The organism is Bacillus sp. EB106-06-01-XG163 (assembly GCF_058791615.1).
Map to the genome: position 1 here is coordinate 411,611 of NZ_JBYTDS010000001.1, position 24,004 is coordinate 435,614.

Here is a 24,004-nt window from a genome sequence, read left to right on the forward strand (position 1 = left end):
TCCTCCGCTTTTTTCACCGCTTCCCTCCGCCGGCATGATCCGGATCCGGTCCTTTAAGGGTTGAGACAACGTCTCTCTCAGCCGCATGGCAGCACCCCCAGGGTGAATTTATGTTATTTTACGGATGATGCCTCTTTTGCACGTGTTAAAAACGGGCGGCCATTGTTCCATAAGACATTGACAGGCATATCGAAAAACGCTGTAAGCCGCTCGTCAGAAAGCATGTCCCTGATTTTCCCGGAGGCGAACACCTCGCCCTGTTTTAAAAGCAGCGCCTGATCAAATACCGGCAGAATTTCTTCAGCGTGATGGGTGACATAAAGGATGGACGGCGCATTTTCTTTTTCGGCGATCGACGTAATCGTGTCCAGCAGCTGCTCCCTTGCCATAAAATCAAGACCCGTCACGGGTTCGTCCAAAATCAGCAGTTCCGGATCAGCCATAAGCGCCCGCGCAATCAGCGCTCTCTGTCTTTCCCCTTGTGATAATGTTTCATACCGTCTGTCGGCGTAACCGATGGCACCCAAATCCTTCAGAAGACCGATCGCTTTTTCCCTTACCTGCTCACTCGGAGTTTCGTACAGCCCGATTGAGGCGTACGCGCCGCTGAGGGCGATTTCAAAAGCGGAGTCCGCGGCATATAATTTGTGCTGAAGACCTGCCGAAACAAGGCCAATTTTCCTTCTGAGCCTGTCACCGAGCTCTGTTTTGCCGAATTGATGGCCGAGCACCTGCATCTCTCCTGAAGTGGGGAAGTAATAAGAGCATAACATATTCAGCAAAGCCGTTTTTCCGGCTCCGTTTAATCCGTACAGCACCCAATTTTCGTTTTTCTCGACGCGCCAGTTGATATCTTTCAAAATCCATTTCCCGTTTCTTTTTAATGACACACTGTCCAGCTGTAAAATCATTGCAGTTTCCCCCGTTTACTTTGTTTAAATTTTCTAAAAACTTTTACACATTAGAATACATCACTTTTTTGCAAACGTAAACCATCGCATGAAAAAAGCCTTTAAACAAGGTTTAAAGGCTTTTTCCGTTATTGATGGATATTCTTATTCATTTGTTTAATGGCTGCCTTTTCAAGCCTTGAGACCTGAGCTTGGGATATGCCGATTTCTTCAGCGACTTCCATTTGGGTTTTCCCTTGGAAAAAGCGCTTTCGCAAAATCATTTTTTCCCGTTCGTTCAGTCTTCTCATGCCTTCTTTCAGAGCCAGCTCCTCAATCCATTGTGTATCCTTATTGCGCTCATCGCTGATCTGGTCCATCACGTAAATCGGATCGCCGCCGTCATTATAAATCGGCTCAAACAGTGAAACCGGATCCTGGATGGCGTCAAGGGCAAACACAATTTCTTCATGGGGCACTTCAAGAACTTTGGCGATTTCCTCTGCTGTCGGCTCCCTGCTTGTCTCACTGATTAACCGCTCTCTTACTTGAAGCGCTTTATATGCGATATCGCGAAGCGACCTCGAGACGCGGATCGGATTGTTATCCCGCAAATATCTGCGGATTTCTCCGATGATCATCGGTACAGCGTATGTTGAAAACTTAACATTATGGCTTAGGTCAAAATTATCAATGGATTTCATTAGTCCGATGCAGCCGACCTGAAATAAGTCATCAACATACTCTCCTCTGTTGTTAAACCTCTGAATGACGCTTAAGACAAGGCGCAGATTGCCGTTTACAAGCTTTTCCCTCGCTGAATCATCGCCCTCATCCTGTAATTGCCTAAACAGCTTTCTCATCTCTTCATTCTTGAGCACCGGTAATTTGGAGGTATCCACCCCGCAAATTTCGACTTTATTTCTTGACACGTTTTTCCCTCCCACTAGGAGCTGCTGTACAACGTTAAGTATCTCCTCGGGTGGGAAAAATATGCACCGCCATTTTACAGAAATAAACATCCGGCGACGGCAATCCTTGCGGCAGTAAGGGCTGTCAGATGGAAAAAATTTTACACCATTTTGTTAAACTCTTTTCTCAGTCTTTTGATAATCCGCTTTTCGAGCCGGGAGATATAAGATTGTGAAATCCCCATCATGTCGGCTACATCTTTTTGAGTTTTTTCTTCTTCTCCGACAAGCCCGAAACGCAGTTCCATAATCTGCTTTTCTCTTTCGTTTAATTGCTCAAGCGCTTTTTTCAAAAGTTTTTTATCCACATTGGCTTCAATGTCTTTTGTAATAATATCATCATCTGTGCCGAGCACATCCGAAAGCAGCAGCTCGTTTCCGTCCCAATCAATATTCAGCGGTTCATCAAAGGACACCTCTGAACGGATTTTATTGTTTCGGCGCAAGTACATTAAAATTTCGTTTTCGATACATCGCGACGCGTAGGTGGCGAGTTTGATTTTCTTTTCCGGATTAAAAGTGTTTACCGCTTTGATCAAACCGATGGTGCCGATGCTGATTAAGTCCTCGATGTTGATGCCGGTATTTTCGAATTTGCGGGCAATGTAAACGACAAGACGTAAGTTTCTCTCAATCAGGATGGCCCGCGCCGCCTGATCCCCGCTCGGCAGCTTTAATAAGAGCACCTGCTCCTCTTCTTTAGACAAAGGCGGCGGCAGCGCCTCGCTTCCTCCTATGTAATACACTTCATCGCTTTTCAGTCCGAGTTTCATCAGCCATTTATACCACAAATATGTCAGACGCAGCTTAAGTTTTTTCATCTTCCTCCCCCTTCTAAATACAACGCGTTTTGAGTATGATGAATAACAGACTTTTCGTCAGGAAACATGTTTTACAGCCTTCCCTGTCAGCATCTTCGGATGAACGATTCCGTCAAATTCACCGTCCGCGGATAATGGTTTTGTGCTGATGCCGATCAGGCATTTTTCACAAGCGATCATTTCGTCTTTTGTTAAAATCGTGACGTAATCCGGCTTTAAACAGAGTAAAAATTGATTGTCCTGGCCGACGCCCCTGTATGGAATCAGCCTCAGCTTATCCGCATGGCGGAACGAATCATCAAGCTGCTCTATCACTTCAAGCGGACTGGCGGATTTGATGAGGTCCGTTTCCTTTTCGCTGAGAATCAGAGCGAATTTGTCAATGTGAAGGATCATGACCGGCGTTTTCGTCAGCGGATCATACAGCTGATTCCCGGAATCCACCAATCCTTTCGCGCGGATTGTCTGTCCGCTGAATTCCGCCTGCACCATGACAAGTTCATCGTACTGAATGGACTTCGTCTCGATGTCTTCAATTCTCTTTTTCGAGAAAAACCATATGGCCGGAAATCCGATAACTACAAACATCCAGCTGATCGGGTCGCCGAATCCGGTCTGGCTTGTGACCATTACCCCTTGCTGCACAATTGATTCTGTCTGCAGCAGGGAATGTACGCCGATCATTCCCCCGCCGACGAGAAAAGTCGCGAAATAAAAGGCGAACAAATTTTGAAAAAAGTATCGGAACCGTTTAAAGCCAAAAGCCGTAAGCACGATGACTACTGAAAACGCCATTTTTCCCGCCGGATGCTCCACAAAGGGAGAAACAGGCGTAAACATCAGAAGCACAATGGCTGACCCGATGAAACCGCCGGCGGCCACTCTTCTTTTTTTTACCTGGCGTTTTAAAATAAAGGCGGTCAATAAAAGCAAAAGAGAATCAAAACAAAAGTTCAACAGCCAAATGACATCCAGATAGATTTTCACATCTGACCCCTTTCCTCTTTTGTCTTACTTATCTGTTTCTCTCTCTTGTTTCATAAGTATAAAGCAAGCTCTGTGGGAAAGTCTGTCAATTAATGTTGAGGGTAAAGTACAATTTTTAAGGGATAACCGTTTTATTTGTCGAGGGCCGAAAGGGTTGCTTTCCTATTGTCCGTTTCAACTAAAAAAGCGCTGCCGTGATCTGGCAGCGCTCTGTTTTTACTCATTGATATAAAGTTTTCCTTTAGCCGTCTGTCTCGTTTCATTTCCGTAGTCATCTCTTGCGATAACGTCAATTTTTGCTCCGCTTGCTTTGATGGAAGAGGTCGCCGTCCAGTAACCCTCATATCGTCCCGGAGAAATTTCTCTCAGCGGAAGCTCTGTTGCGTTTTGGCTCCCTGCCCGGGCGTTTGTCAGAGGCAGACGGATAACGAAGGAAGCGTCTAATTTCTTTCCGCTTGAAAAAGCGATTTTCACTGATTCTCCGGCTTTTAATTCCTTATCCGCTCCGGGAACCAATCCGGAAATGACGGGAGCATTGTAATTGACATCGATTACCGTCTTTTTCGTTGTTTTGTTACCCGCTTCATCTGAGGCCGTGACCTTGATCTCATTGCTGCCGTTTTCCAGAAGGGTTCTCGCTTGATAAGAACCGTTATTTACTTCAGCTTTTTTTCCGTTCACCTTTACCCATTCTAAATGGGCGTCGTGCACTTTTCCTTTTACGGTCACTGCTTCTTTATTTGTTTTATCACCGTTTGCCGGACTGTCAATCGTCACATCCGGCTTATCCTCATCCAGTATGACCGTGACAGGGCGTGACTCATCGGTTGACCCGCTGTCTGTCACAGATGCCGCCGTCAGCCGATTGGCATCTTCAGTGAGTGTGACGCCGGCCTGGAAATTGCCGTCTGCATCTGCTTTCGTTTCTGCGGCGGTTTTACCGTTATTGGTAAGACGGACAGCGGTTTTTGGTGAAGCCGTTCCTTTCACCGTGATTGACCTCTTGTTTGTAAATGACCGGTCTTCAGGCGACGTTATTTCAGGCACAGAAGCTTCGTAGTCGACCAAAGCCCTGATCATAAAGTTTCCGTCTGATTTATCGGTTTTAGACCAGCGGCCGTCGAGGTATTGCCAGTTTCTGTTCGAGTACGGACTGCCGTCATCAGATGACAGGGCAGGTGTATAAGGATCGGGTTTCGTCTGGCGGAACACAAGATAAAAATCCTTTCCGACCGCGATTCCTTTTGAGCTGAGATCCACTTTGGTCCATTCGCCGTTTCGAAGCGCTTCAGCTTGGAACGGGCCGGCAATTTTGCTGCCCGGAGCTCCATCAGGGCCGGATGCATCATATACTTCTGCTTGGAATTCGGTACCGCCCGGATCAGGCCAGTCGGCGCCCCAAAATTTAAAAAGGCCTCCCGTCAGCATACCGTGTTCTTTTCCGTCTTTAAGCGTCATCTTTACGGCAGATTTGCTGCCGGCTTTAAAATATGACAGCGCGGCTTCTTCCATCCCGTTATCATAGGCAATTTCCCCTTCATAACCGATATACGGCTTAAGCTTGACGTTTTTTTCAGCATCTCCTTTGATGTCAACGGAAAATTCGCTATTGTAAAAGCCTTTTGCCGCTACTTTGATTGTGTAGGAGCCTTCGTACGCCTTAAGCGAATATTCCCCTTTATCGTTTGTCACCGCCGGTTCAATTGCGGCATCCTCGGCCACATAAAGCGCAGCCCCTTTTACCGGTTCGCCTGTGGACTGACTGGTGATGGTTCCTTTTAGCGTGCCGGACGGCATTTGCTCCAGTGTAAAGTCTGCCTGTGCGGTTTTGTCTGATTGAATAGAAACTTGTTTCGAAGCGGACTTAAATCCGTAAGCCTCGGCTTTCAGCGTATAGCTTCCCGCCTTATGCGACAGGCTGTAGCTTCCGCTTGCAGGGTCGGAATATACGGATTTCCCCGTCTCGGCGACACTGATTTGCGCTCTGAGAGGGAGGAGGTTTGTTTCACGTTTTACTCTTTTTCCGGGTGATTTCACTGCCGGTTTGGCCTGTTTCGGACTGACGGCTTTTTTCTTCAGGTGGCCGGGAGGTGTTTGTCTATTGTGTTTACTTTTTTTAGCCGCCTTGCCGAGAGGGCTGCTTGAAAGCCGGACATCATCGATATACCATCCGTCTTCATTGAGTACTTCGTCTGACTGCATATTAAACATGAGCTTTATGTTTTGGCCTTTATACGCAGATAAATCTGCCTCTTCATCGTTCCATCCTGCGGAGTCACCATTGTAAACGGCCGCCTGCTCCCAATTTGATTTTCCTTCCGGAAGAACGAACACATACCCGTAATCAAAAAATTCTTCGAGCTTGTGCCAGCTTTTAAATTGCAAAAACAGCCGTCCTGTTTCCGGAACTTGAATCGGAGGCATCACCAAATTCATGTTGGCTGAATCGGCATAAGGGCCGGACAGATTCGTCGCATACACTTTATCTCCGGAAAATGCGGCGCCGGGCCCTGAACCCGGGATACCCCATTCCCATTGGTCGTGTGTCCCGTAACTGGACCAGCCCGCCGGCTGTGATTCAAAATCCTCTTTGTATCCCGCCGTAATGCTCGGTTTCACGTCAGCCCGGTACGTATCAGATTCTACAGAATGACCTCCGAAATCTTTTATGGTCCATTTATAACTTACCTTGCTTCCCGTTACATCCGGAACCTCCGCCTGGTATGTTCCCTTTTTTTCATCACCGCTTTTTTGAACGGCGGCTGTCGTTTTCCACTTTCCTTCATCAAACTGATAGGAAAGGATGACTTCAGTTACACTTACATCGTCTTCTGCTGTAACCGTTAACGGAAGGTGTGCCCCTTTGTAAGCCGCTGAGACCGGTTCATGGTGAAAGCTGGGCGGATTGTGATCTTCGCCCGCAGAAGAGACCTTGCCTTCTACGCTTCCGATTCCGTCCGTTACGGCAGAAACGGCATCAAAAGCGTTAACGAGACCGTGGCCGTAACCGTTATTCGGTGATTCCGGAAAAACGGAATCTGTCAGCTTTTCGGCGGTGCGCGTCAAAACGTCTTCCATTTCATCGACCGTAATAGAGGCGTTCGCCTGCCTTAACAAAGCCGCCGTCGCCGCCACATGCGGCCCGGCCATTGAAGTTCCGTCCCACCCGCCTTCGTATGTTCCTCCAGGAATCGAAGAACGGATATTCACTCCCGGAGCCGAAATGTCCGGTTTTGTTTCATGATACGGTGAGGGGCCTTGCAGTGAGAAATCAGCGAGTTTCTTGTCGATGTCAGTCGCACCTGTCGCAAATGCTTCAGGATAATTGGCCGGATTTGCGATTGAACCCGGTCCTCCCGGTGTAAATAAGTCTTCATTTCCCGCAGAGAATTCCGGAAAAATCCCTGCCGCTCTCCACGCATTCACCATATCTCGGTACCACTCGTCCATTCCCGAACCGCCTGCCCAGGAATTATTGACAACATCCGGCGCCATCTCGGGATGCGGCGTGCCGTTTTTATCTTTAGGCGCGAGCACCCATTCACCGGCATCCAAAATATCGGCATCAGTTCCTCCGTCATCTGAAAATGCTTTTACTGCGATCCATTTCGCCCCCGGAGCCACACCGATTTGATTTGAGCCGTCAGGTTCTGAACCCGTCATGGTCCCTGTTACATGAGTGCCGTGTTCAAGATCATCGTAGGGAGCGTCTTTATGGGACACGGCATCATACCAGTTCATTTCATGATTCGGCGCTGCGGGATTTTCAGGATCGTAACCCCGGTATTTTTCTTTAAGCGCCGGATGATCCCACTGAACTCCCGTATCAATGGAGGCGACAACCGTGCCGGTTCCGTCGTATCCTGAAGCCCAGGCCTGCGGCGCATCAATTTGGCTGATATTCCATTCGATGCCTTCCTTTGCTTTGATCTCTTTTTGTTTTTTCTTCATTTGAAAAGGAGCTTTTGATTGTCGTTGAGTAAGCTGACGTTTTTCATTCGGAAGAACTTTTTCTACTTCAGGAAATGAGGCGGCTTTTTCCATTACCTCTTTCGAAGCAGTGACTGCCATTCCGTTAACAATATAATAGGAATGGATGTGATCAGCCTTGCCTTTCTTTTTTTGTTTTTCCAAATATGTTTTCAGATTCTGCTGCGCATCATGAGCCGCCAGCTTTAAAGAAGAAACGACGGCTGACCGCTTTTGATATTCGGTTTTTGCTGCGGAAAGCGATTGAGACTTGGCGTTTTTTTCTGCTTCTTTGACCGCTTTTTTCGTATTGGCTTTCTCTTTAAATTTGATAAGAAACGTGACTTTATCATTTTTTTCAAAACGCTTCTTGACTGAATCGGAAATCTTATGCTGAATGCTCTTAGAGGAAGAAAGATCTTTGGTGAAAGAAACTGCCCCCGGTGTGCTGTTCGCTCCGGCTGCACCCGGAAACAACAGGGAACTGACGACAATCGCGCTTAAAACGGAGCCTGTCCATCTGTTTCTTGTTTTTTTCTTCAATCGTATCCCCCCTTATTTGGTAACGCCCTATAAAATGTGTATCCCTCCTTCATAATTGGAATCGTTTGTCATTTCGATGCTGTACGTTAAATGTAGACAATCTTCCATCCAGATATTGTCGCATTCTGTAGAAAGCCGTATGAAACTAAAAAACAATCAATTCGTCATAGGTATAAAGTTTCTTTTTTCACTGTATAGATCATGGGGATAGGAAGGAAGACTGTGCACAAAAGAAAAAGGACAAAACCATGTGGTCTTGTCCTTTTTTACATCAGCCGCGTTTGTTGCGGTTTCTTAAAAATGTAGGAATGTCGAGGGCATCATCCGCCGGCTGTGATGTATGGCGGTTCACCGTGTTTTGATGCTGTGTTTCTTCTCGTTTCGGCTCACGTTTCGCAGCGTTTTGGCTTTGAGACTTCAATCCTTGGTTTAAAGTCGGACGCTGCGGTTTTGAGTCATCTTTTTCCTGTTCGATAAAACCGGTCGCAATAACGGTGACGACGATTTCATCTTTCAGATTTTCATTGATAACTGAACCGAAAATCATGTTGACATCAGGGTCGGATGCAGAAGCGACGATGTCGGCTGCTTCCTGCACTTCGTAGAGGCTCAGGTTTGTACCTCCCGTAATGTTCATCAAAACACCTTGCGCTCCGTCGATTGCCGCTTCCAGTAACGGACTGGAGATCGCCTTTTTGGCGGCTTCAGCAGCACGGCTTTCGCCCGTAGCGATCCCGATACCCATCAATGCTGAACCTTTGTTGGACATGATGGTTTTGACATCGGCAAAGTCCAAGTTGATTAAACCAGGCGTCGCGATGAGGTCAGAGATACCTTGCACCCCTTGGCGAAGCACGTTATCAGCTTCACGGAATGCTTCAAGCATCGGTGTGTTTTTATCGACAATTTCAAGAATGCGGTCATTCGGAATAACGATCAGTGTGTCAACGGCTTCTTTCATTGCCGTGATACCGCCTGCAGCCTGCAGCTGACGTTTTCTTCCTTCAAATGTAAACGGTCTTGTTACGACACCGACAGTCAAAGCGCCTAAGTCCTTTGCGATTTGCGCGATAACCGGTGCGGCTCCCGTTCCGGTACCGCCTCCCATTCCGGCTGTAACGAACACCATGTCAGCACCTTTTAGCGCTTCTTCGATTTGTTCCTTACTTTCTTCAGCGGCTTTTTTGCCGACTTCCGGATTCGCTCCCGCTCCGAGACCGCGGGTCAGCTTTTCCCCGATCTGCATTTTCACTTCCGCTTTTGACAGGTTAAGAGCTTGCGCGTCCGTGTTTACCGCAATGTACTCTACACCCTGCACTTCATTTTCAATCATTCGGTTGACCGCGTTATTACCGCCGCCTCCTACTCCGATTACTTTAATTGATGCTAAGCCGTCTATGTTTGTTTCGAAATCCAACATGCTAAATCCTCCTAATCTGCCGAATGACTATCAATCTATTCCCAAAACATGCTTAATAGTTTTTTCATTTTGCTCGGTTTGTTGTGTTCGGCTTGTGTTTTTTGTTTTGCTTTTGGACGCTGCTGCGCCTCTGGCCGCTGATGATGTTCTTCTTCGTGAGAGACCGCGATTTCCTGCACGGCTTCTTCCGGCATATGAAAGCCTATTTTTCTTCCCTGAATTCTGGCATTTCGGCAGGCAAATTGTATCAAGCCGACACCCGTCATATACTGAGGGTCTCTTACACCGATATAATTCGGGCTTGCGACCCTTACATTGTGCCTCAGCACTTCCTGTGCCAATGAAAGCACTCCGGGCATTGCGGCCTGTCCGCCGGTCAGCACAAAGCCGCCGGGCAGATCTGTAATTCCCATATGCTCAATTTCGGCTGCGGCAATCTCAAGAATCTCTTCCACTCTTGCTTCAATAATATTGGCAATTTCCTGCTGTGTAAAAGATTGCTTTTGATTCGTTCCTATGACGGTGACTTCAAATACTTCATCTTCTGAAGCCTCATCGTAGAATGCATGTCCGAATTGTTTTTTTACTCTTTCAGCCTCTTCGGTGGAAGTGCGCAATCCGATCGATACATCTTTCGTGATGTTTTCGCCTCCGAGCGGAATGACGGCTGTCTCCTTCAGGTGTCCCTGTTCAAATACCGCCACCGTCGTCGAGCCGCCGCCGATATCAATCATGGCGACTCCGAGGTTTTTTTCGTCTTTTGATAAAGCCGCCGAACCGGCCGCAAGCGGCTGCAGGCAAATATCAGTAATTTCAACGCCCGCTCTCTCCACACAGCGAAGTAAGTTATGTAAGATCGTTTTGGAGCCGGTAATCAGCGTGCCTTCTACTTCCAGGCGCACGCCGAGCATTTTTTTCGGATCGGTAATTTCGTCTCTTCCGTCAACGATAAACTGTTTCGGAACGACGTCTACGATCAGCTGCTCATGCGGAACTGACACGACCTGTGCCGCTTCCATTACCCTGCGGACGTCTTCAACGTGAATTTCTTTGTTTTCACTGGAAACAGCGACAACGCCGTTCGTATCTTGAATATGAATATAATTTCCATTAACGCCGACAATGGCTTTTTTCAGCGGAAAACCTACCATTCTTTCAGCTTGGTCAAACGCTTTTCTTATAGAATGAACGGTTTCATCTATATCAACGATTGAGCCTTTTTTCAACCCTTCAGACGGTACATTTCCCACTCCGATAATGTTAAGGGAATCATCTGTCATTTCTCCGACGATCACTTTTGTATTGGACGTACCGATGTCAAGACTGACGTAAAGTTCATTGTTGTTCATTCTATGGCACCTCCTCACATTTCGATCAAATTCTATTCTATTATTTGCGGAACAACAATACAATGAATGTGGCTTTACAAGTGTGTAACAAAAACAACAGCATCAACAAATTCTTATCTGATTTCTCACAATTTATGTTTAATGAAACTATTCGTTATATTCTATGTATATCCTCTTTTATATCGTATTTTTTTTATTTTTTTTAGAGACGGCCCACCTTACCGTAAGATTTCCTGTCACGGTGCCATACTGTGCAAACCAGATGCAAATATACCCGCTTTCCATTAGTCTACACTAAGATGAACCTCCAGAAAAGCTATAGATATTGCCAGAAACATCCGAAAAAAGAAGAAACAGGAGGAAAATTCCAAATGCAATGCTCACTGCAGAAGACACGCCCATTGCATTGAGAATTTTCCGCTTGTCCGGCAGCCATATACCGGACAAAAACAAACATAGTCATAATGATTCCGCTATCGGTTATATCGGCTGCCCCGCTGATCGCAATAGATTCTTTTGAATCACCTTTAAATTAGTTCTTTAGAACTATTAATCATTTTCTTTTTTCTTGCCGGATTTACCTTTGTTAAATTCTTCAAAATACGTAGCGACTTCTAAGTGGATAATCCCCTTTTTCCCGCCGTCCAGCTGGGAAACGATAGAAGGATAGGTCTTCATCCGGCCGGCAAACGTTTTAATAGAAGCGGTAACTACATACCCGTCGTTCATATACAGCTTGATCCGGTCCTGATCCATTTTTACCGGTGTATAATAGATTTCAGAAATCGACTGCTTAAGCGAACCGGAAAGCTTATCAAGCTGCTCCGCCATTTTGACCCGCTTTTTCGCGTTTGTCCAGTCAACCAAAATCGGGCCCGCGTCATCCGGCGTGACTTCGTTCGGCAGCACAGTGCCGTTTTCGAGCACTTCATAATATACATCATGCCGCTGCAGATACGCGATCGTCTTGTATTCTTCAATGTGAATGCTGACTTTGTTAGGAAATACTTTTGAAAGTTCCGCCTTTTTCACCAGCTTATTCTGCTCAATCTTTTCTTCTGTTTTTTTCTTGTTCAGACTCCAGAACTCGGTTTGTCCGTTATGTATATCAGAAAGCGCGTTGATCTCTTTTACAGACACGTTTTCGTTTCCGGAAACGGTGACAGAAGACACTTTGCTGATCGGCATCTGCAAGTACACGATGATCAGCACCATCATAAAAAAGAGCACAATGAATGAAATCAGCCGGCGGTTTGCTTTTTGCTTCCGCTGCTCTTTGATTTTCGGAATCCGCTCTTCAATATTTACAATTTTTTCTCTTTCATGATTTGGGTTCACTGCCTGTCCACCTCACTAAGAATGAAACAGCTTGACATTCGTCTGATTGAAAAACAAACGGCATGCTGTGATGCCGTTTGACATTTGTTAAAAGTATATCACATGAGCTCACGTAATCAGAGAACCTTTTAACGATTCCCTCCGATGATTTCAACTTCTGTATGCATGTCAACATCATACTGCTCACGGATTGTCTTTTTCACATATTCAATCAGGTCGAGAACGTCCTTGGCAGTCGCTCCGCCGGCATTGACGATAAAATTCCCGTGCATTTCGGACACTTTTGCTCCGCCGATCTGATGTCCTTTTAATCCCGCTTTTTCAACGAGGTTTCCGGCATGATCCGGCAGCGGATTTCTGAATATGCTCCCGGCGCATGGGCTTGAATACGGCTGAGTGTTTTTTCTGTAATCTTTGTTCTGCTGCATTTGCGCCGTAATGGCTTCCCGTTCCTTTTGCTCAAGCTGAAGAACTGCCTCGAGACAGACGCCGGGGCGTTTTTTCTGCAAAACAGACGTTCTGTAGCTGAAATCCATCTCTTCGTTTGTCAGCCATTCGATTGTGCCGTCTTCAAATAAGATACGGGCTTTCACAAGAATCTCACTCATATCAGATCCGTGCGCCCCGGCATTCATATAGACGGCTCCGCCGATTGATCCGGGAATGCCCGCTGCAAATTCGAGACCGGACATTCCTTTTTTACTCATGGAAGTCGCAAGCCGGACGACCGAATAGCCGCCTCCGACCGTCACCTGATCACCGTCAATCTCCAAATGATCCAGACCCGCTCCCAGCTTGATGACAACTCCTCTTATGCCTTCATCAAGCACGAGCAGATTTGAACCGCGTCCGATAACCGTCCATGGCAGATCATGTTTCTTCACAATATCCATAATATCTTTGACCGCTTCCACACGGTTGGGGATGATTAAAATGTCCGCCGGACCGCCGATTTTCATCGTTGTATGGTTCGCGAGCGGTTCTTGTTCCAGCACTTTGCCGACTTCGCGGTCTCTTAATTCCTGAATTACGTTCTCCATCATAAACCTCCGCATTCCATTTGCTCTATTTTTTTATGTCTTCCATGATACTGTACAGTCTGGCTGCCGCATCCGGAACACCGAGTGATTTTGTCCGCTCACTCATGTCTTTTAAGGTTTCTTCATTCATGACGATTTTGTCCAGCGCAACGATCAGTTTTTCTCCGGTGAGCTCGGTTTCCTTCAGTACGATTGCAGCGTCATGCTGGCTGAGCGCCTTCGCATTGACTTCCTGGTGATTGGCTGTCACATACGGGCTCGGAATAAGCACGCTCGGAATGCCGAGAGCGGTGATTTCCGCAATCGTCGTCGCTCCGGCTCTGGCCACAATGACATCAATTGATTGTAAGTACTCCGGCATTTGGTGCAAAAACGGTTTTGTCACCATATTATCAGCGGCTTTTCCGCCTTTCAGCTCAGCCGTTACCTTCTCGTAATGCACTTCCCCGGTAATATAAAGCACTTGGTAAGGTCTCGTTTTCAATTCTTCCTGCATATCTATAACGGCACGGTTAATGGGAGCCGCGCCTCTGCTTCCGCCGAAAATGAGCACCGTTTTTTGATTGTCTTTCAGCCCGAACTCAGTTAATGAGCGGCCTGTCTTAATTGAGACGACTTCAGAGGCTCTCGGGTTTCCCGTAAACACAACTTTTTCAGCAGGAAAATGCGATTTTGCCTCTTCAAAGCAAATTGCTACCTTATTAACATATTTCGAGAGAAACTTATTTGTGATGCCGGGCAGGCTGTTTTGCTCATGAATGATCGTCGGAATTCCCATTTTTGCCGCCGCGTATACAACCGGACCGCATACATAGCCGCCTGTACCGATAACGGCATCCGGTTTAAACTCTTTTAAATATGATTTGCTTTTCGTCACGCCTTTTAAGAAACGCATGACGGTTTTTACATTTTCAAAAGAAAGTTTTCGTTTGAAACCTGTAATTTCAATGGCGCGGAACGGGATATTTTCCCGTTCAACAATTTTTTTCTCAAGACCGTTCTCTGTTCCGATATACAAAAATTCCACATCCGGATGCCGGCGCTGAACTTCTTTAATAAAGGCCAGGGCCGGATAAATATGTCCTCCGGTTCCGCCTCCGCTTACTGCAATACGCATTCGTATGTCCCCCTTAATCACATAGCGATAACCCTGTTTTTTAGGACAGGGTTATTGATGTTGTCTGTTTTTTTATAGATAACGAATAAATCATGAGTGATGAGGCAAGATACAGATCAATACCTCGAGTACCGGCTGACATTTAAAAGTACGCCGACCGCTGCGAGCATCAGCGTCAGTGATGAGCCTCCGTAGCTTAAAAACGGCAGCGTAATTCCTGTTACCGGGATCAGCCCTGTCACAACGCCGATATTAATCATGACTTGAATAGCTATCATAGAAATAATACCGATGGCGACAAAGCTTCCGTATAAATCCGGCGCGCCGAGGGCAATCCTGACGCCCCGCCATAATAAAATACTGAACAGCAGCAATATGAGCGAACCGCCGATAAAGCCGAGTTCCTCAGATAAAATAGCAAAAATGAAATCGGTTTGCGGCTCCGGCAGGTAAAAAAACTTTTGCCGGCTTTGACCGAGCCCCATCCCGAACAGACCGCCCGGACCTACGGCATAGAGCGACTGAATGATCTGAAATCCGCTTCCAAGCGGATCCTCCCACGGGTTTAAGTAAGAGGTAATCCGTTTAATCCGATAAGGAGCGGACAGAACTAGTGCCGCAAATCCGCTTAAACCGATGAGTCCGAGTAACGCAAAATGAGCGATTCGCGCACCGGAAACAAAAATCATCACGATGCACGTGCCCACCATTACCGTCCCCGTTCCCAGGTCTGGCTGGCACATAATAATAATAAATGCAGAAAACACGATTCCGAGCGCGGGAACGAATCCGCGTCTGAATGACGTAATATTCTTCTGTTTTTCAGAAAGAAATTTAGCCAGAAACGCAATCATCGCGAGTTTCATAAACTCCGAAGGCTGAATGCTGAACGCTCCCACTCCGATCCAGCTTCTTGAACCGTTCCGCACCATTCCGACTCCCGGAATCAGCACAAGCACAAGCAGAAAAAAACAAATGATCAGAAGCAGCTTCGACCATGTGCGCCATGTCCAATAATCCACATTCATAATGAAAAACATGGCAATGACGCCGATCCCCGCAAACAGCAGCTGCCGTTTCGCGAAGAAAAACGAGTCGTCAAATTTATAATCCGCCCATACCGCACTTGCACTGTAGACCATAATTAATCCTATTGTTAAAAGCAATAACGTAATGATAACTAATAACAAATCAGGCGCTGTTTTTTTAGTAGTCAAAGCAATCGACACCCCAAGCATAAGTCATTTAGGGCTGCCGATGAACAGAGACAAGCCCTTACTTAAGCATATGCACGGCATCTATAAACATGTCACCGCGTTCTTCAAATGTTTTGAACTGATCCCAGCTTGCACACGCGGGTGACAAGAGGATGACGTCTCCTTCATTTGAGAGCGCAAACGCCGCAGATACTGCTTGTTCAACATTATCGACACGTTTGACATGTTGTATTCCCAGCTCATTGCCCAGTTTTTCTATCTTCGGCGCTGTCTGTCCGAACGTCAGGACCGCTTTGACATTGTCCATATACGGTTTCAGGTCGTCAAAACCGTTGCCGCGGTCCAGTCCGCCTGCAAGCAGAATAACCGGTGCTTTGAACGCGGAGAGCGCTTTGCTTGTGGCCAAAATATTCGTCGCTTTGCTGTCATTATAAAATCTACGATTCTGGATCGCAGTTACATACTGCAGACGGTGTTTGACACCGGTAAAGCTTGTCAGCACCTTCTGAATCGCTTTATTAGACGCGCCCGCCGTTTTTGCCGCGGCTACAGCGGCCAATATATTTTCTAAATTGTGCGCGCCCGGCAGTACGATGTCATCAACAGGCAGAATCGCTTCATCGCCGAACATCAGCATTCCATCTTTAATGAATGCGCCGCTTGACAGTTCCTGGTGAACTGAAAACGGAACGGTGCCGGCTTTTCCGCTTTCGGCAAGCCGCACGACTGTTTCATCGCTTTGATTGACGATGGCCGTATCACTCTCAAGCTGATGAAGATACACGTTCTGCTTGGCTTTTTCATAGTTTTCACGGCTGTGATGGTAATCCAAATGAGCGTCGAACACATTTAAAATCAGGCCGATTTCAGGTCTGAACGCATGAGTCCCCATAAGCTGGAACGAAGAAAGCTCTGTGACGATCCATTCATCACCGTCAGCATGATAAGCCACTTCACTGGCGACAGTGCCGATATTCCCTGCGATCAGCGCCTTTATCGAGTCAGCTTTCAGCATTTCATAAATCAGGGTCGTCGTTGTTGTTTTCCCGTTTGAACCTGTAATGCCGATGAATTTTGCATTGGTGATATAATACGCAAGCTCGATTTCCGTCCAGACCGGGATGCCTCTTCTTTGCGCTTCCTCCACCATGATATTTTCATACGGGATTCCGGGATTTTTGATCAGAATGGTAATGTGATGCTGATCAAAAAGTGACGTCGGATGCTCACCGCAGATGACTTCAATTCCTCTTTCTGCAAGCCTTTGGGCAGGTTCGTTCTCTTCAAAGGCTTTTTGATCATTCACGACGACGTTAATGCCTTTTTCATGAAGAATCGACGCAGCCGCATATCCGCTTTTCGCCAGTCCGAGGACTAGAAAGTTTTGTTTTTGCAAAAAAAGTTCGTTTTCCACTTATAACCACACCTCGATGTAAATTCCTAAAACGGCAAGCAGCAGTCCCGCAGTCCAGAATGTGACGACAACTCTCCATTCAGACCATCCGACCAATTCGTAATGGTGGTGAAGCGGACTCATCTTAAAGATTCGTTTTCCTGTCGTTTTAAAGCTGATGACTTGTAAGATAACAGATAAGGTCTCAATAACAAATACTCCGCCGATAATGACGAGCAGAATTTCAAGCTTCGTCAGAATGGCAACGGTCACGATCGCTCCTCCGAGCGCAAGCGAACCGGTATCCCCCATAAATACCTTGGCGGGATGGGCGTTGAATACAAGAAAACCGAGAACGGCGCCGACAACGGCAACCGAGAAAATCGCAACGTCATATTGTGACTGGTTCCACGCAAGGATGGCGAAAGCGCCGAATGCGATAGCCGCGGTACCGGACAAGAGACCGTCCAGACCGTCTGTCAGGTTGACGGCATTTGAACCTCCGACAAGCATAAAGAGAACGAGGATAAAGTATCCCCAGCCGAGATCGATTGACAGATGTGTGCCCGGCACCCTGATGCCGGTTGAAAAATGGCAATAATGATATACTCCGTAAAATACAATGGCAATAATGATCTGGCCGATCAATTTCTGCTTCGACGTCAATCCGAGATTCCGTTTCATTACTACTTTAATATAGTCATCCAGAAAGCCGAGCAGGCCGTATCCGATCGTGACAAACAGCAGAAGAAACATTTCCGCGCTCAGATGCGAAAATTTCTGCGTCATGACAATCGCCGTAATGGCGATGGATACAATAATCATGACCCCGCCCATCGTCGGCGTCCCTGATTTTTTCATATGTGATTTCGGCCCCTCTTCCCTGATACTTTGGCCGAATTTTAAACGTCTTAAAAACGGGATAAGAATCGGAGATATCAGAACACTGATTAAAAATCCCATTATTATTGTAAATAAAATCACTTGCTCAAGCATTGCTCTTTTCTCCTCCCGTTTCGTTCAAACGACATACGTATTTATCATATTCACATTGTGTCCCCGTAATTCTTTTCATTTCCCTCATTCTAACACTCTTTCCTGTTTTACTTTTTATTCAGCTCAACAATAGCTCTTCCCGCTACTTCGGCGTCATCAAAGTCGAATGTTTCATTGCCGATCTGCTGATAGGTTTCATGCCCTTTCCCGGCAATCAGAACCACATCTCCCTTTTTCGCGTTGGCAATGGCAAAAAAGATAGCCTGCTCGCGGTTTGCGATACTGTGATAGTAAGTGCCTTCTACCCCTCTTTCCATATCTCTTAATATGGCCAGCGGGTCCTCGCTTCTCGGGTTATCTGAAGTGAAAATCGGTTCGTCGGCAATCCGCACCGCAATTTCCGCCATTTTCGGGCGTTTCGTTTTGTCCCGGTCTCCGCCGCAGCCGACGACGACGAAAAGCTTGCCCTCTGTCATGTCTTTGCATGTATTCAGGACGTTTTCCAGACTGTCAGGCGTGTGCGCGTAATCGACAACCACAGGAAACGGCTGATTGTGATTCACCAGTTCAAACCGGCCTCTGACACCTTGCAGCTCTTCAAGAGCGCTTGTGATCGTATCAAACGGCAGACCCGCTGCGATCGCTGTCGCCGCTGCAGCCAGTACGTTATACACGTTGAAGCGGCCGACGAGTGAAACTGTGATCTGCTTTGTTCCTTTTGGCGTAACGAGTTCAAAGCTTGTGCCTTGCGCAGAGATCTCGATTTGTTTCGCCATGACATCGGCATCATTCTCGATTCCGTATGTAAGGATGTGCGCCGCCGTCACTTTTTCAAAATAAGCACTGGCTTTGTCATCTGCGTTTAAAACGGCCCGCTTCGGCTTTTCGTGGTTAAAGGAGCCGCCCAGCTGGGAAAACAGGAGGCTTTTAGCCTGTCTGTAGTCTTCCATCGTCTTGTGATAATCTAAATGGTCCTGCGTCAGGTTCGTGAATACGGCGATATCATAATCGCAGCCGTGAACCCTGCCGAGTGACAGAGCGTGAGAAGACACTTCCATAATAGCTGTGTCAACATGCTCATCATTCATTTTCTTGAACGTTTTTTGCAGTGTGACGCTTTCGGGCGTTGTATTTTTGACCGGGAATGTCTCATCCCCGATTTTAATGTACATCGTTCCGATTAAACCGGTCTGTCTTCCCGCTTTTTTGAAAATCTCATCAACCATGTGCGTCGTTGATGTTTTGCCGTTTGTGCCGGTGATGCCGATAAGCTGAAGCTGCTTTGTCGGCTGCCCGTAAAACGCGTCAGAAAGAACGCTGAGCGCCCGCTGTGACCGGCGGACGATAATGACAGGAACATCGACGTCAAGCTCTTTCTCGGCAACGATGGCCGCTGCGCCGTTTTCTGCGGCTTTTTGGGCAAAATCATGTCCGTCTACCGTATACCCTTTTATACACACAAAAAGACTCCCTTTTCTCACTTCCCTGGAGTCCATCTCAATTGAAGTTATGTCAGGGTCATGAAAGTCATTTTGAACAGGTTCGGCCATTAAATATGTAAGCAGCTTTGTAAGTTTCATTGTATCAAACCTCTCAGAAATTCTATTCATTCTTTTATCATGATAACCGTTTATAAAAGTCAGAATGGCTTTTAAACATACAGTTCATATTTTAGCGTAAATAAAAGGATACATCCAGTTAATCTTAAAAGTTATCTTCTTTTTTTCTCTTTATGATAAGAGGCAGCCGAAAACAATCGGCTGCCTCAAAAAGACTCATTCTTCACTCAAGTAAACACGGATCTTTGAGCCTTCTTTTACTTTCGTTCCGGCTGCAGGTGATTGTTTCACAATTTTGCTTCCTTTTCCTGAGGAGTCAATATTCAAATTGACAAGCAGCGACTCAAGATCAGAGACAGACATCCCTACAACATTCGGAACCTCTATTGTTTTTGTGTCGTTCCATTGATATTTTTTCTCGATTTGATTTTTTCGCGGTTTCACGCCGAGCTCAGGCAGACTGTCTCTCATCATATTTCCGACAATCGGCGCGGCGACGGTTCCCCCGAATTGAATCGTGCCTTTCGGATTATCAACCGCGACATACACGACAAGGCTCGGGTCATCAGCCGGCGCAAAACCGATAAAGGAGACGATATGGTTGTTTTCGAGATATTTGCCGTCTTTTACCTTTTGTGCCGTTCCAGTTTTTCCGCCGACGCGATATCCTTCCACAAAGGCATTCCGCCCCGTTCCCTGAGCGACGACGCTTTCTAAAGCATATCTGATCTGCTTTGACGTTTCCTGGGAAATAACTTGCCTTTTCGCAATCGGCGATTGTTTCTTAACGGTTTTTTTCGTAACGGGATCAACCCACTCTTTGGCGATAAACGGAGTATAAAGCGTTCCGCCGTTTATTGCTGCGGAAACGGCTGCCACCTGCTGAATCGGCGTGACGGAAACCCCTTGTCCGAAAGCGGTTGTCGCCTGTTCGACCGGGCCGACTCTGTCAAGCGGGAATAAGATCCCCGTTCCTTCCCCTTGCAGATCAATGCCTGTTTTCTTTCCAAAACCGAAGTCCTTAATATATTGAAACAGCTTTTGTTTTCCGAGCCGTTCCCCCAGCTGTACAAACCCGGGGTTGCAGGAATTTTGAACGACTTCAAGATAAGATTGCGAACCGTGCCCGCCCTTTTTCCAGCATCGGAGGCGGGCGCCGTCGACCTCGGCAAATCCTTTGTCATAAAAGTGGTCTCTTTGCAAGTTTACTTTTTGCTCTTGAAGAGCCGCCGCAAGCGTAATAATCTTAAAGGTCGAACCCGGTTCATATGTGCTCCATACCGGCAGGTTCCGGTTGTAAACAGACGGATCCACCGATTGATAGTCAGCCGGATCAAAATCAGGACGGCTTGACATGCCGAGCACTTCCCCGTTTTTCGGATTCATTGCGACCGCAATCATTCCGTCCGGGTTATATTTCGCCGCTGCATTGTCGAGCTCTCTTTCTATAATCGTCTGAACCTTGGCGTCAATCGTCAGTTTCATATCAAGTCCGTCTTTCGGAGGGGTGTAATCATCCGCTTCATCAGGCATTTTCTTCCCCTTGGCATCCGTATAAAATTTTACGGATCCCTTGACACCTTTTAAGTCATCATCATAATAAGCCTCCAAACCGAGAAGGCCCTGGTTATCAATACCGGCAAAACCGAGAACATGGGACAAAAAGCTTCCGTACGGATAATGGCGGATGCTGTCTTCAGCCACATAAACCCCTTTTAAGTCGAGCGCTTTGATTTCTTTCGCTTTTTTATTGGAAATTTTCCGCCCCTCGGGTGAGATTTTTTCTATGGAGGTTTTCTTAGTAATGTGTTTGTAGACCTTCTCTTCCGACATATTTAAAACTGACGCGAGAAGCTTGCCCGTTTTGATGGGATTTTGGATCTGGCGCGGTACGACAAAGACGGTCGGCGCGCTTTTATTAGTAGCCAGCTTCACGCCGTTTCGGTCAAGAATCTCTCCCCGCTCAGGCTCAAACGGCAAATTCCGGCTCCAGGAATCCTTAGCCAGTGAAGTCAGCTTTTCTCCCATCACAAATTGGACATAGCCTAATCTGCTGTCAATGATCAAAAAAATGATTACGCCAATAAGCAAAACCAGTAATAAACGTTTTCGAACCGTTACATTTGAAACGCGCAAGGGACCGTCCACTCCTTATTTAGGCTTGTTTCAATTTATGCCTCAGCTTGGACACATAGAACGGCGGCGCATAAAAAAGAAGCCCGCGGGCATCCGCGGACTTCTCTGTCCCGTTAATCAGGATTTTTAAATTTCACCTTGATCACGGTATTTTCTTTCAGTTCTTTGCCTTTTTTCACACTTTGGCTTGAAGCGTAACCTTCACCGCTCACATCGATGTGAATGCCTGATACTTTGCTGAATTGAAGCACTTCCCGTCTCGACCATCCGGACATATCCGGCATCGTCATCTTTCCGTCTGTTTTTAAGAAGATTTTCTGATTGGTGATCACATCTTCTCCGGCTGTCGGATACTGCTCTTTTACGGCAACATCGCTGCCGATGACAATCGGTGTGAGATGTTCATTTTTCGCTTCCTTCTCAGCGCTCTTGACCGTCTTATCTGTCAGGTCAGGCATCTTTTGGCTTTTCGTTTCTTCCTGACCGGAATCTGTTTTTTCCGTCGGTTCGATATTCATGTAGTGGAGGCTGTTTTTCATCGTCGGGTTAAAGATTTCCGCGACAGGATCAGAGCTGCTTTGCCCCGCTTTTAATTGCGGCTGCTGCACGGCTACATAGATGACGAGCTTAGGATCATTTTTCGGCGCCATGCCCATGAATGAAAACACATAGTTGCTCGTTCCCTTTAAATATCCGCCCGTCCCGGCGATTTGCGCGGTTCCCGTTTTACCCGCGACGTCAAATCCTTCAATTTTATAAGGTTTTCCCGTTCCGATGTCTGACGTCACGACTTCTCCGAGCAGATTCCGGACTTTTTTCGCCGTATCGGCTGAAATCGGCGTGCCTACTTGCTCTGGTTTTGTCTGCTTGACGACTTTTTTCGTATCGGGGTCGACAATATGATCAATGACGTAAGGTTTCATCATTTTGCCGTTATTGGCAATCGCCGTGACGGCCTGAAGCTGCTGGATCGGCGTTATCGCCGATGCTTGGCCGTAAGCCGTAGACGCTTTGTCAAAATCATATTTGTAGTTAATTTTACTTGATACTTCACCGGGCAGATCAACCCCTGTTTTTTGATAGAGCCCGAATTTGTGCAGGTACTCATTAAACCGGTCAAACCCCAGTTTTTCGTTGGCCAGTTTGGCAAAAGCAACATTGGATGACCTCATAAGGCCGTCATGGAAGCTTGTCATGCCCCAGCCGGCGCCATCGTTCCAATCTTTAACAGGTCCGCCTCCCACTTTATATGTTCCTGATTTATATTTCTCGTTTGCGGAAAACACATTTTCCTGAATCGCCGCAGCAAGCGTAAAGATCTTCATCGTCGATCCCGGTTCATACGCGTACGACACTAAGTCGTTGTAATAATTGGTGACGTTTCTGATATTCGGGTCGAAACTCGGACGCTGCCCCATCGCAAGCACTTTGCCTGTTTTCGGTTCTACGACAGCCGCCATAATTTTTTTCGGTTTATATTTTTCCGCTACTTTCGTCATGCTGTCTTCTAAAAAGGTTTGAATTTTCTGATCAATGGTTAAATATACATTGTCACCGTTTTTAGGTGCGGTGATTTTTTCTTTGCTGTTCGGAAGTTTCCAGCCGGATTTATCACTTTCGTAAGTGACGGATCCGTCGCGTTCCGTCAGATAGTTATTCAGTATTTTTTCAAGCCCTAAAGAGCCTTGTATCTCGTTTGTTTTTTCATTCACATCGGCATAGCCGAGAACATTTGACAAAAATACACCGTTCGGATAATAGCGCTTCGTATCTCTTAAGAAAGAAATACCCGGAAGATTCATTTTTTCGATCTTTTGTTTTTTCGCATAAGAGATATCGCGGCCGGCTGAACCGAATTCCACCTGCTTCGCGCCATCCCTGTTTAAGATGTCCAGAATCTCGCTTTTATCAAGATTGATAACGGTCGCCAGTTTTTCCGCCGTTTTCTCTTTGTCTTTGACATGCTGAGGATGCTTCGGATCACTCGTCATTTTTTTATCAAGCACGGCAATGAGCTTATATGTCGCCGTGTCCTCTGCAAGCACTTTGCCGTTCCGGTCAAGAATAGAGCCGCGGCTCGCTTCTATCGTCCGCTTTTTTTCGTGCTGCTCGGTCGCTTTTGTTGCAAGTTCTACACCGTTTGCTTTACCGGTTAATTGAATGTACGCCATTCTCCCGAGAATGACAAAGAAAAAGAGAGCGAAACAAATACTGAGTATCGCTGCTCCTCTGTTCATAAACTTATTTTTTTTCGGCAT

Annotated in this window: 16 protein-coding genes and 1 riboswitch; all 16 genes read right to left on the reverse strand. The window is 46.6% G+C overall.

What is annotated here, in order from left to right; all coding sequences use genetic code 11:
• Window positions 1-4 precede the first annotated feature (4 nt).
• Window positions 5-109, reverse strand: a riboswitch (TPP riboswitch).
• A gap of 4 nt (window positions 110-113) precedes the next feature.
• The 16 genes from AC3WTF_RS01625 to pbpB all read right to left on the reverse strand — a co-directional run bounded on the left by AC3WTF_RS01625 (window position 114) and on the right by pbpB (window position 24,004).
• Window positions 114-911, reverse strand: coding sequence for an ABC transporter ATP-binding protein (locus AC3WTF_RS01625; protein WP_007611292.1), 798 nt, complete (start codon window positions 909-911; stop codon window positions 114-116).
• Window positions 912-1,039: 128 nt separating this feature from the next.
• On the reverse strand, window positions 1,040-1,822 hold the full coding sequence (sigG, locus tag AC3WTF_RS01630; RefSeq protein WP_003154420.1) for an RNA polymerase sporulation sigma factor SigG: 783 nt from the start codon (window positions 1,820-1,822) through the stop codon (window positions 1,040-1,042).
• Between the two features lie 140 nt (window positions 1,823-1,962).
• Window positions 1,963-2,682, reverse strand: coding sequence for an RNA polymerase sporulation sigma factor SigE (sigE, locus tag AC3WTF_RS01635; protein ID WP_007409714.1), 720 nt, complete (start codon window positions 2,680-2,682; stop codon window positions 1,963-1,965).
• Window positions 2,683-2,739: 57 nt separating this feature from the next.
• Window positions 2,740-3,669 (reverse strand): sigma-E processing peptidase SpoIIGA, encoded by a 930-nt coding sequence (spoIIGA, locus tag AC3WTF_RS01640; protein ID WP_007409713.1) that lies wholly within the window; start codon window positions 3,667-3,669, stop codon window positions 2,740-2,742.
• Window positions 3,670-3,885: 216 nt separating this feature from the next.
• The gene (locus AC3WTF_RS01645; RefSeq protein ID WP_020955789.1) at window positions 3,886-8,181 is read right to left on the reverse strand and encodes a S8 family peptidase; all 4,296 of its coding nucleotides are present in this window, start codon (window positions 8,179-8,181) and stop codon (window positions 3,886-3,888) included.
• Between the two features lie 271 nt (window positions 8,182-8,452).
• On the reverse strand, window positions 8,453-9,601 hold the full coding sequence (gene ftsZ / locus AC3WTF_RS01650; protein WP_003154424.1) for a cell division protein FtsZ: 1,149 nt from the start codon (window positions 9,599-9,601) through the stop codon (window positions 8,453-8,455).
• A 35-nt stretch (window positions 9,602-9,636) separates the two neighbouring features.
• Window positions 9,637-10,950 (reverse strand): cell division protein FtsA, encoded by a 1,314-nt coding sequence (gene ftsA, locus AC3WTF_RS01655; RefSeq protein WP_003154425.1) that lies wholly within the window; start codon window positions 10,948-10,950, stop codon window positions 9,637-9,639.
• Window positions 10,951-11,499: 549 nt separating this feature from the next.
• Complete coding sequence (locus AC3WTF_RS01660) at window positions 11,500-12,288, reverse strand: cell division protein FtsQ/DivIB (RefSeq protein ID WP_020955788.1); 789 nt, start codon at window positions 12,286-12,288, stop codon at window positions 11,500-11,502.
• A 128-nt stretch (window positions 12,289-12,416) separates the two neighbouring features.
• Window positions 12,417-13,328, reverse strand: a complete 912-nt coding sequence (gene murB / locus AC3WTF_RS01665) for a UDP-N-acetylmuramate dehydrogenase (RefSeq protein WP_007409709.1) — start codon at window positions 13,326-13,328, stop codon at window positions 12,417-12,419.
• Window positions 13,329-13,353: 25 nt separating this feature from the next.
• Complete coding sequence (gene murG / locus AC3WTF_RS01670) at window positions 13,354-14,445, reverse strand: undecaprenyldiphospho-muramoylpentapeptide beta-N-acetylglucosaminyltransferase (protein ID WP_020955787.1); 1,092 nt, start codon at window positions 14,443-14,445, stop codon at window positions 13,354-13,356.
• Window positions 14,446-14,561: 116 nt separating this feature from the next.
• A complete protein-coding gene (gene spoVE, locus AC3WTF_RS01675) occupies window positions 14,562-15,662 on the reverse strand; it encodes a stage V sporulation protein E (protein ID WP_041482433.1) in 1,101 nt (366 codons plus the stop codon).
• A 58-nt stretch (window positions 15,663-15,720) separates the two neighbouring features.
• Window positions 15,721-17,076: a UDP-N-acetylmuramoyl-L-alanine--D-glutamate ligase gene (gene murD, locus AC3WTF_RS01680; RefSeq protein ID WP_015417422.1), complete on the reverse strand. Its 1,356-nt coding sequence runs from the start codon at window positions 17,074-17,076 to the stop codon at window positions 15,721-15,723.
• Window positions 17,077-18,051: a phospho-N-acetylmuramoyl-pentapeptide-transferase gene (gene mraY / locus AC3WTF_RS01685; RefSeq protein ID WP_007409707.1), complete on the reverse strand. Its 975-nt coding sequence runs from the start codon at window positions 18,049-18,051 to the stop codon at window positions 17,077-17,079.
• A 107-nt stretch (window positions 18,052-18,158) separates the two neighbouring features.
• Window positions 18,159-19,631, reverse strand: coding sequence for a UDP-N-acetylmuramoyl-L-alanyl-D-glutamate--2,6-diaminopimelate ligase (locus AC3WTF_RS01690; protein ID WP_003154436.1), 1,473 nt, complete (start codon window positions 19,629-19,631; stop codon window positions 18,159-18,161).
• Window positions 19,632-19,826: 195 nt separating this feature from the next.
• Entirely contained in the window at window positions 19,827-21,746 is a 1,920-nt protein-coding gene (locus AC3WTF_RS01695; RefSeq protein ID WP_007409706.1) for a stage V sporulation protein D, read from the reverse strand.
• Window positions 21,747-21,859: 113 nt separating this feature from the next.
• The gene (gene pbpB, locus AC3WTF_RS01700; RefSeq protein ID WP_492314163.1) at window positions 21,860-24,004 is read right to left on the reverse strand and encodes a penicillin-binding protein 2B; all 2,145 of its coding nucleotides are present in this window, start codon (window positions 24,002-24,004) and stop codon (window positions 21,860-21,862) included.

Coding starts and splice junctions, on each gene's coding strand:
- mraY (WP_007409707.1), bottom strand. CDS start 18,051: ATGCTTGAGCAAGTGATTTTATTTACAATAATAATGGGATTTTTAATC.
- ftsZ (WP_003154424.1), bottom strand. CDS start 9,601: ATGTTGGATTTCGAAACAAACATAGACGGCTTAGCATCAATTAAAGTA.
- AC3WTF_RS01625 (WP_007611292.1), bottom strand. CDS start 911: ATGATTTTACAGCTGGACAGTGTGTCATTAAAAAGAAACGGGAAATGG.
- AC3WTF_RS01690 (WP_003154436.1), bottom strand. CDS start 19,631: ATGAAACTTACAAAGCTGCTTACATATTTAATGGCCGAACCTGTTCAA.
- pbpB (WP_492314163.1), bottom strand. CDS start 24,004: ATGCCGAAAAAAAATAAGTTTATGAACAGAGGAGCAGCGATACTCAGT.
- murB (WP_007409709.1), bottom strand. CDS start 13,328: ATGGAGAACGTAATTCAGGAATTAAGAGACCGCGAAGTCGGCAAAGTG.
- murG (WP_020955787.1), bottom strand. CDS start 14,445: ATGCGTATTGCAGTAAGCGGAGGCGGAACCGGAGGACATATTTATCCG.
- ftsA (WP_003154425.1), bottom strand. CDS start 10,950: ATGAACAACAATGAACTTTACGTCAGTCTTGACATCGGTACGTCCAAT.
- sigE (WP_007409714.1), bottom strand. CDS start 2,682: ATGAAAAAACTTAAGCTGCGTCTGACATATTTGTGGTATAAATGGCTG.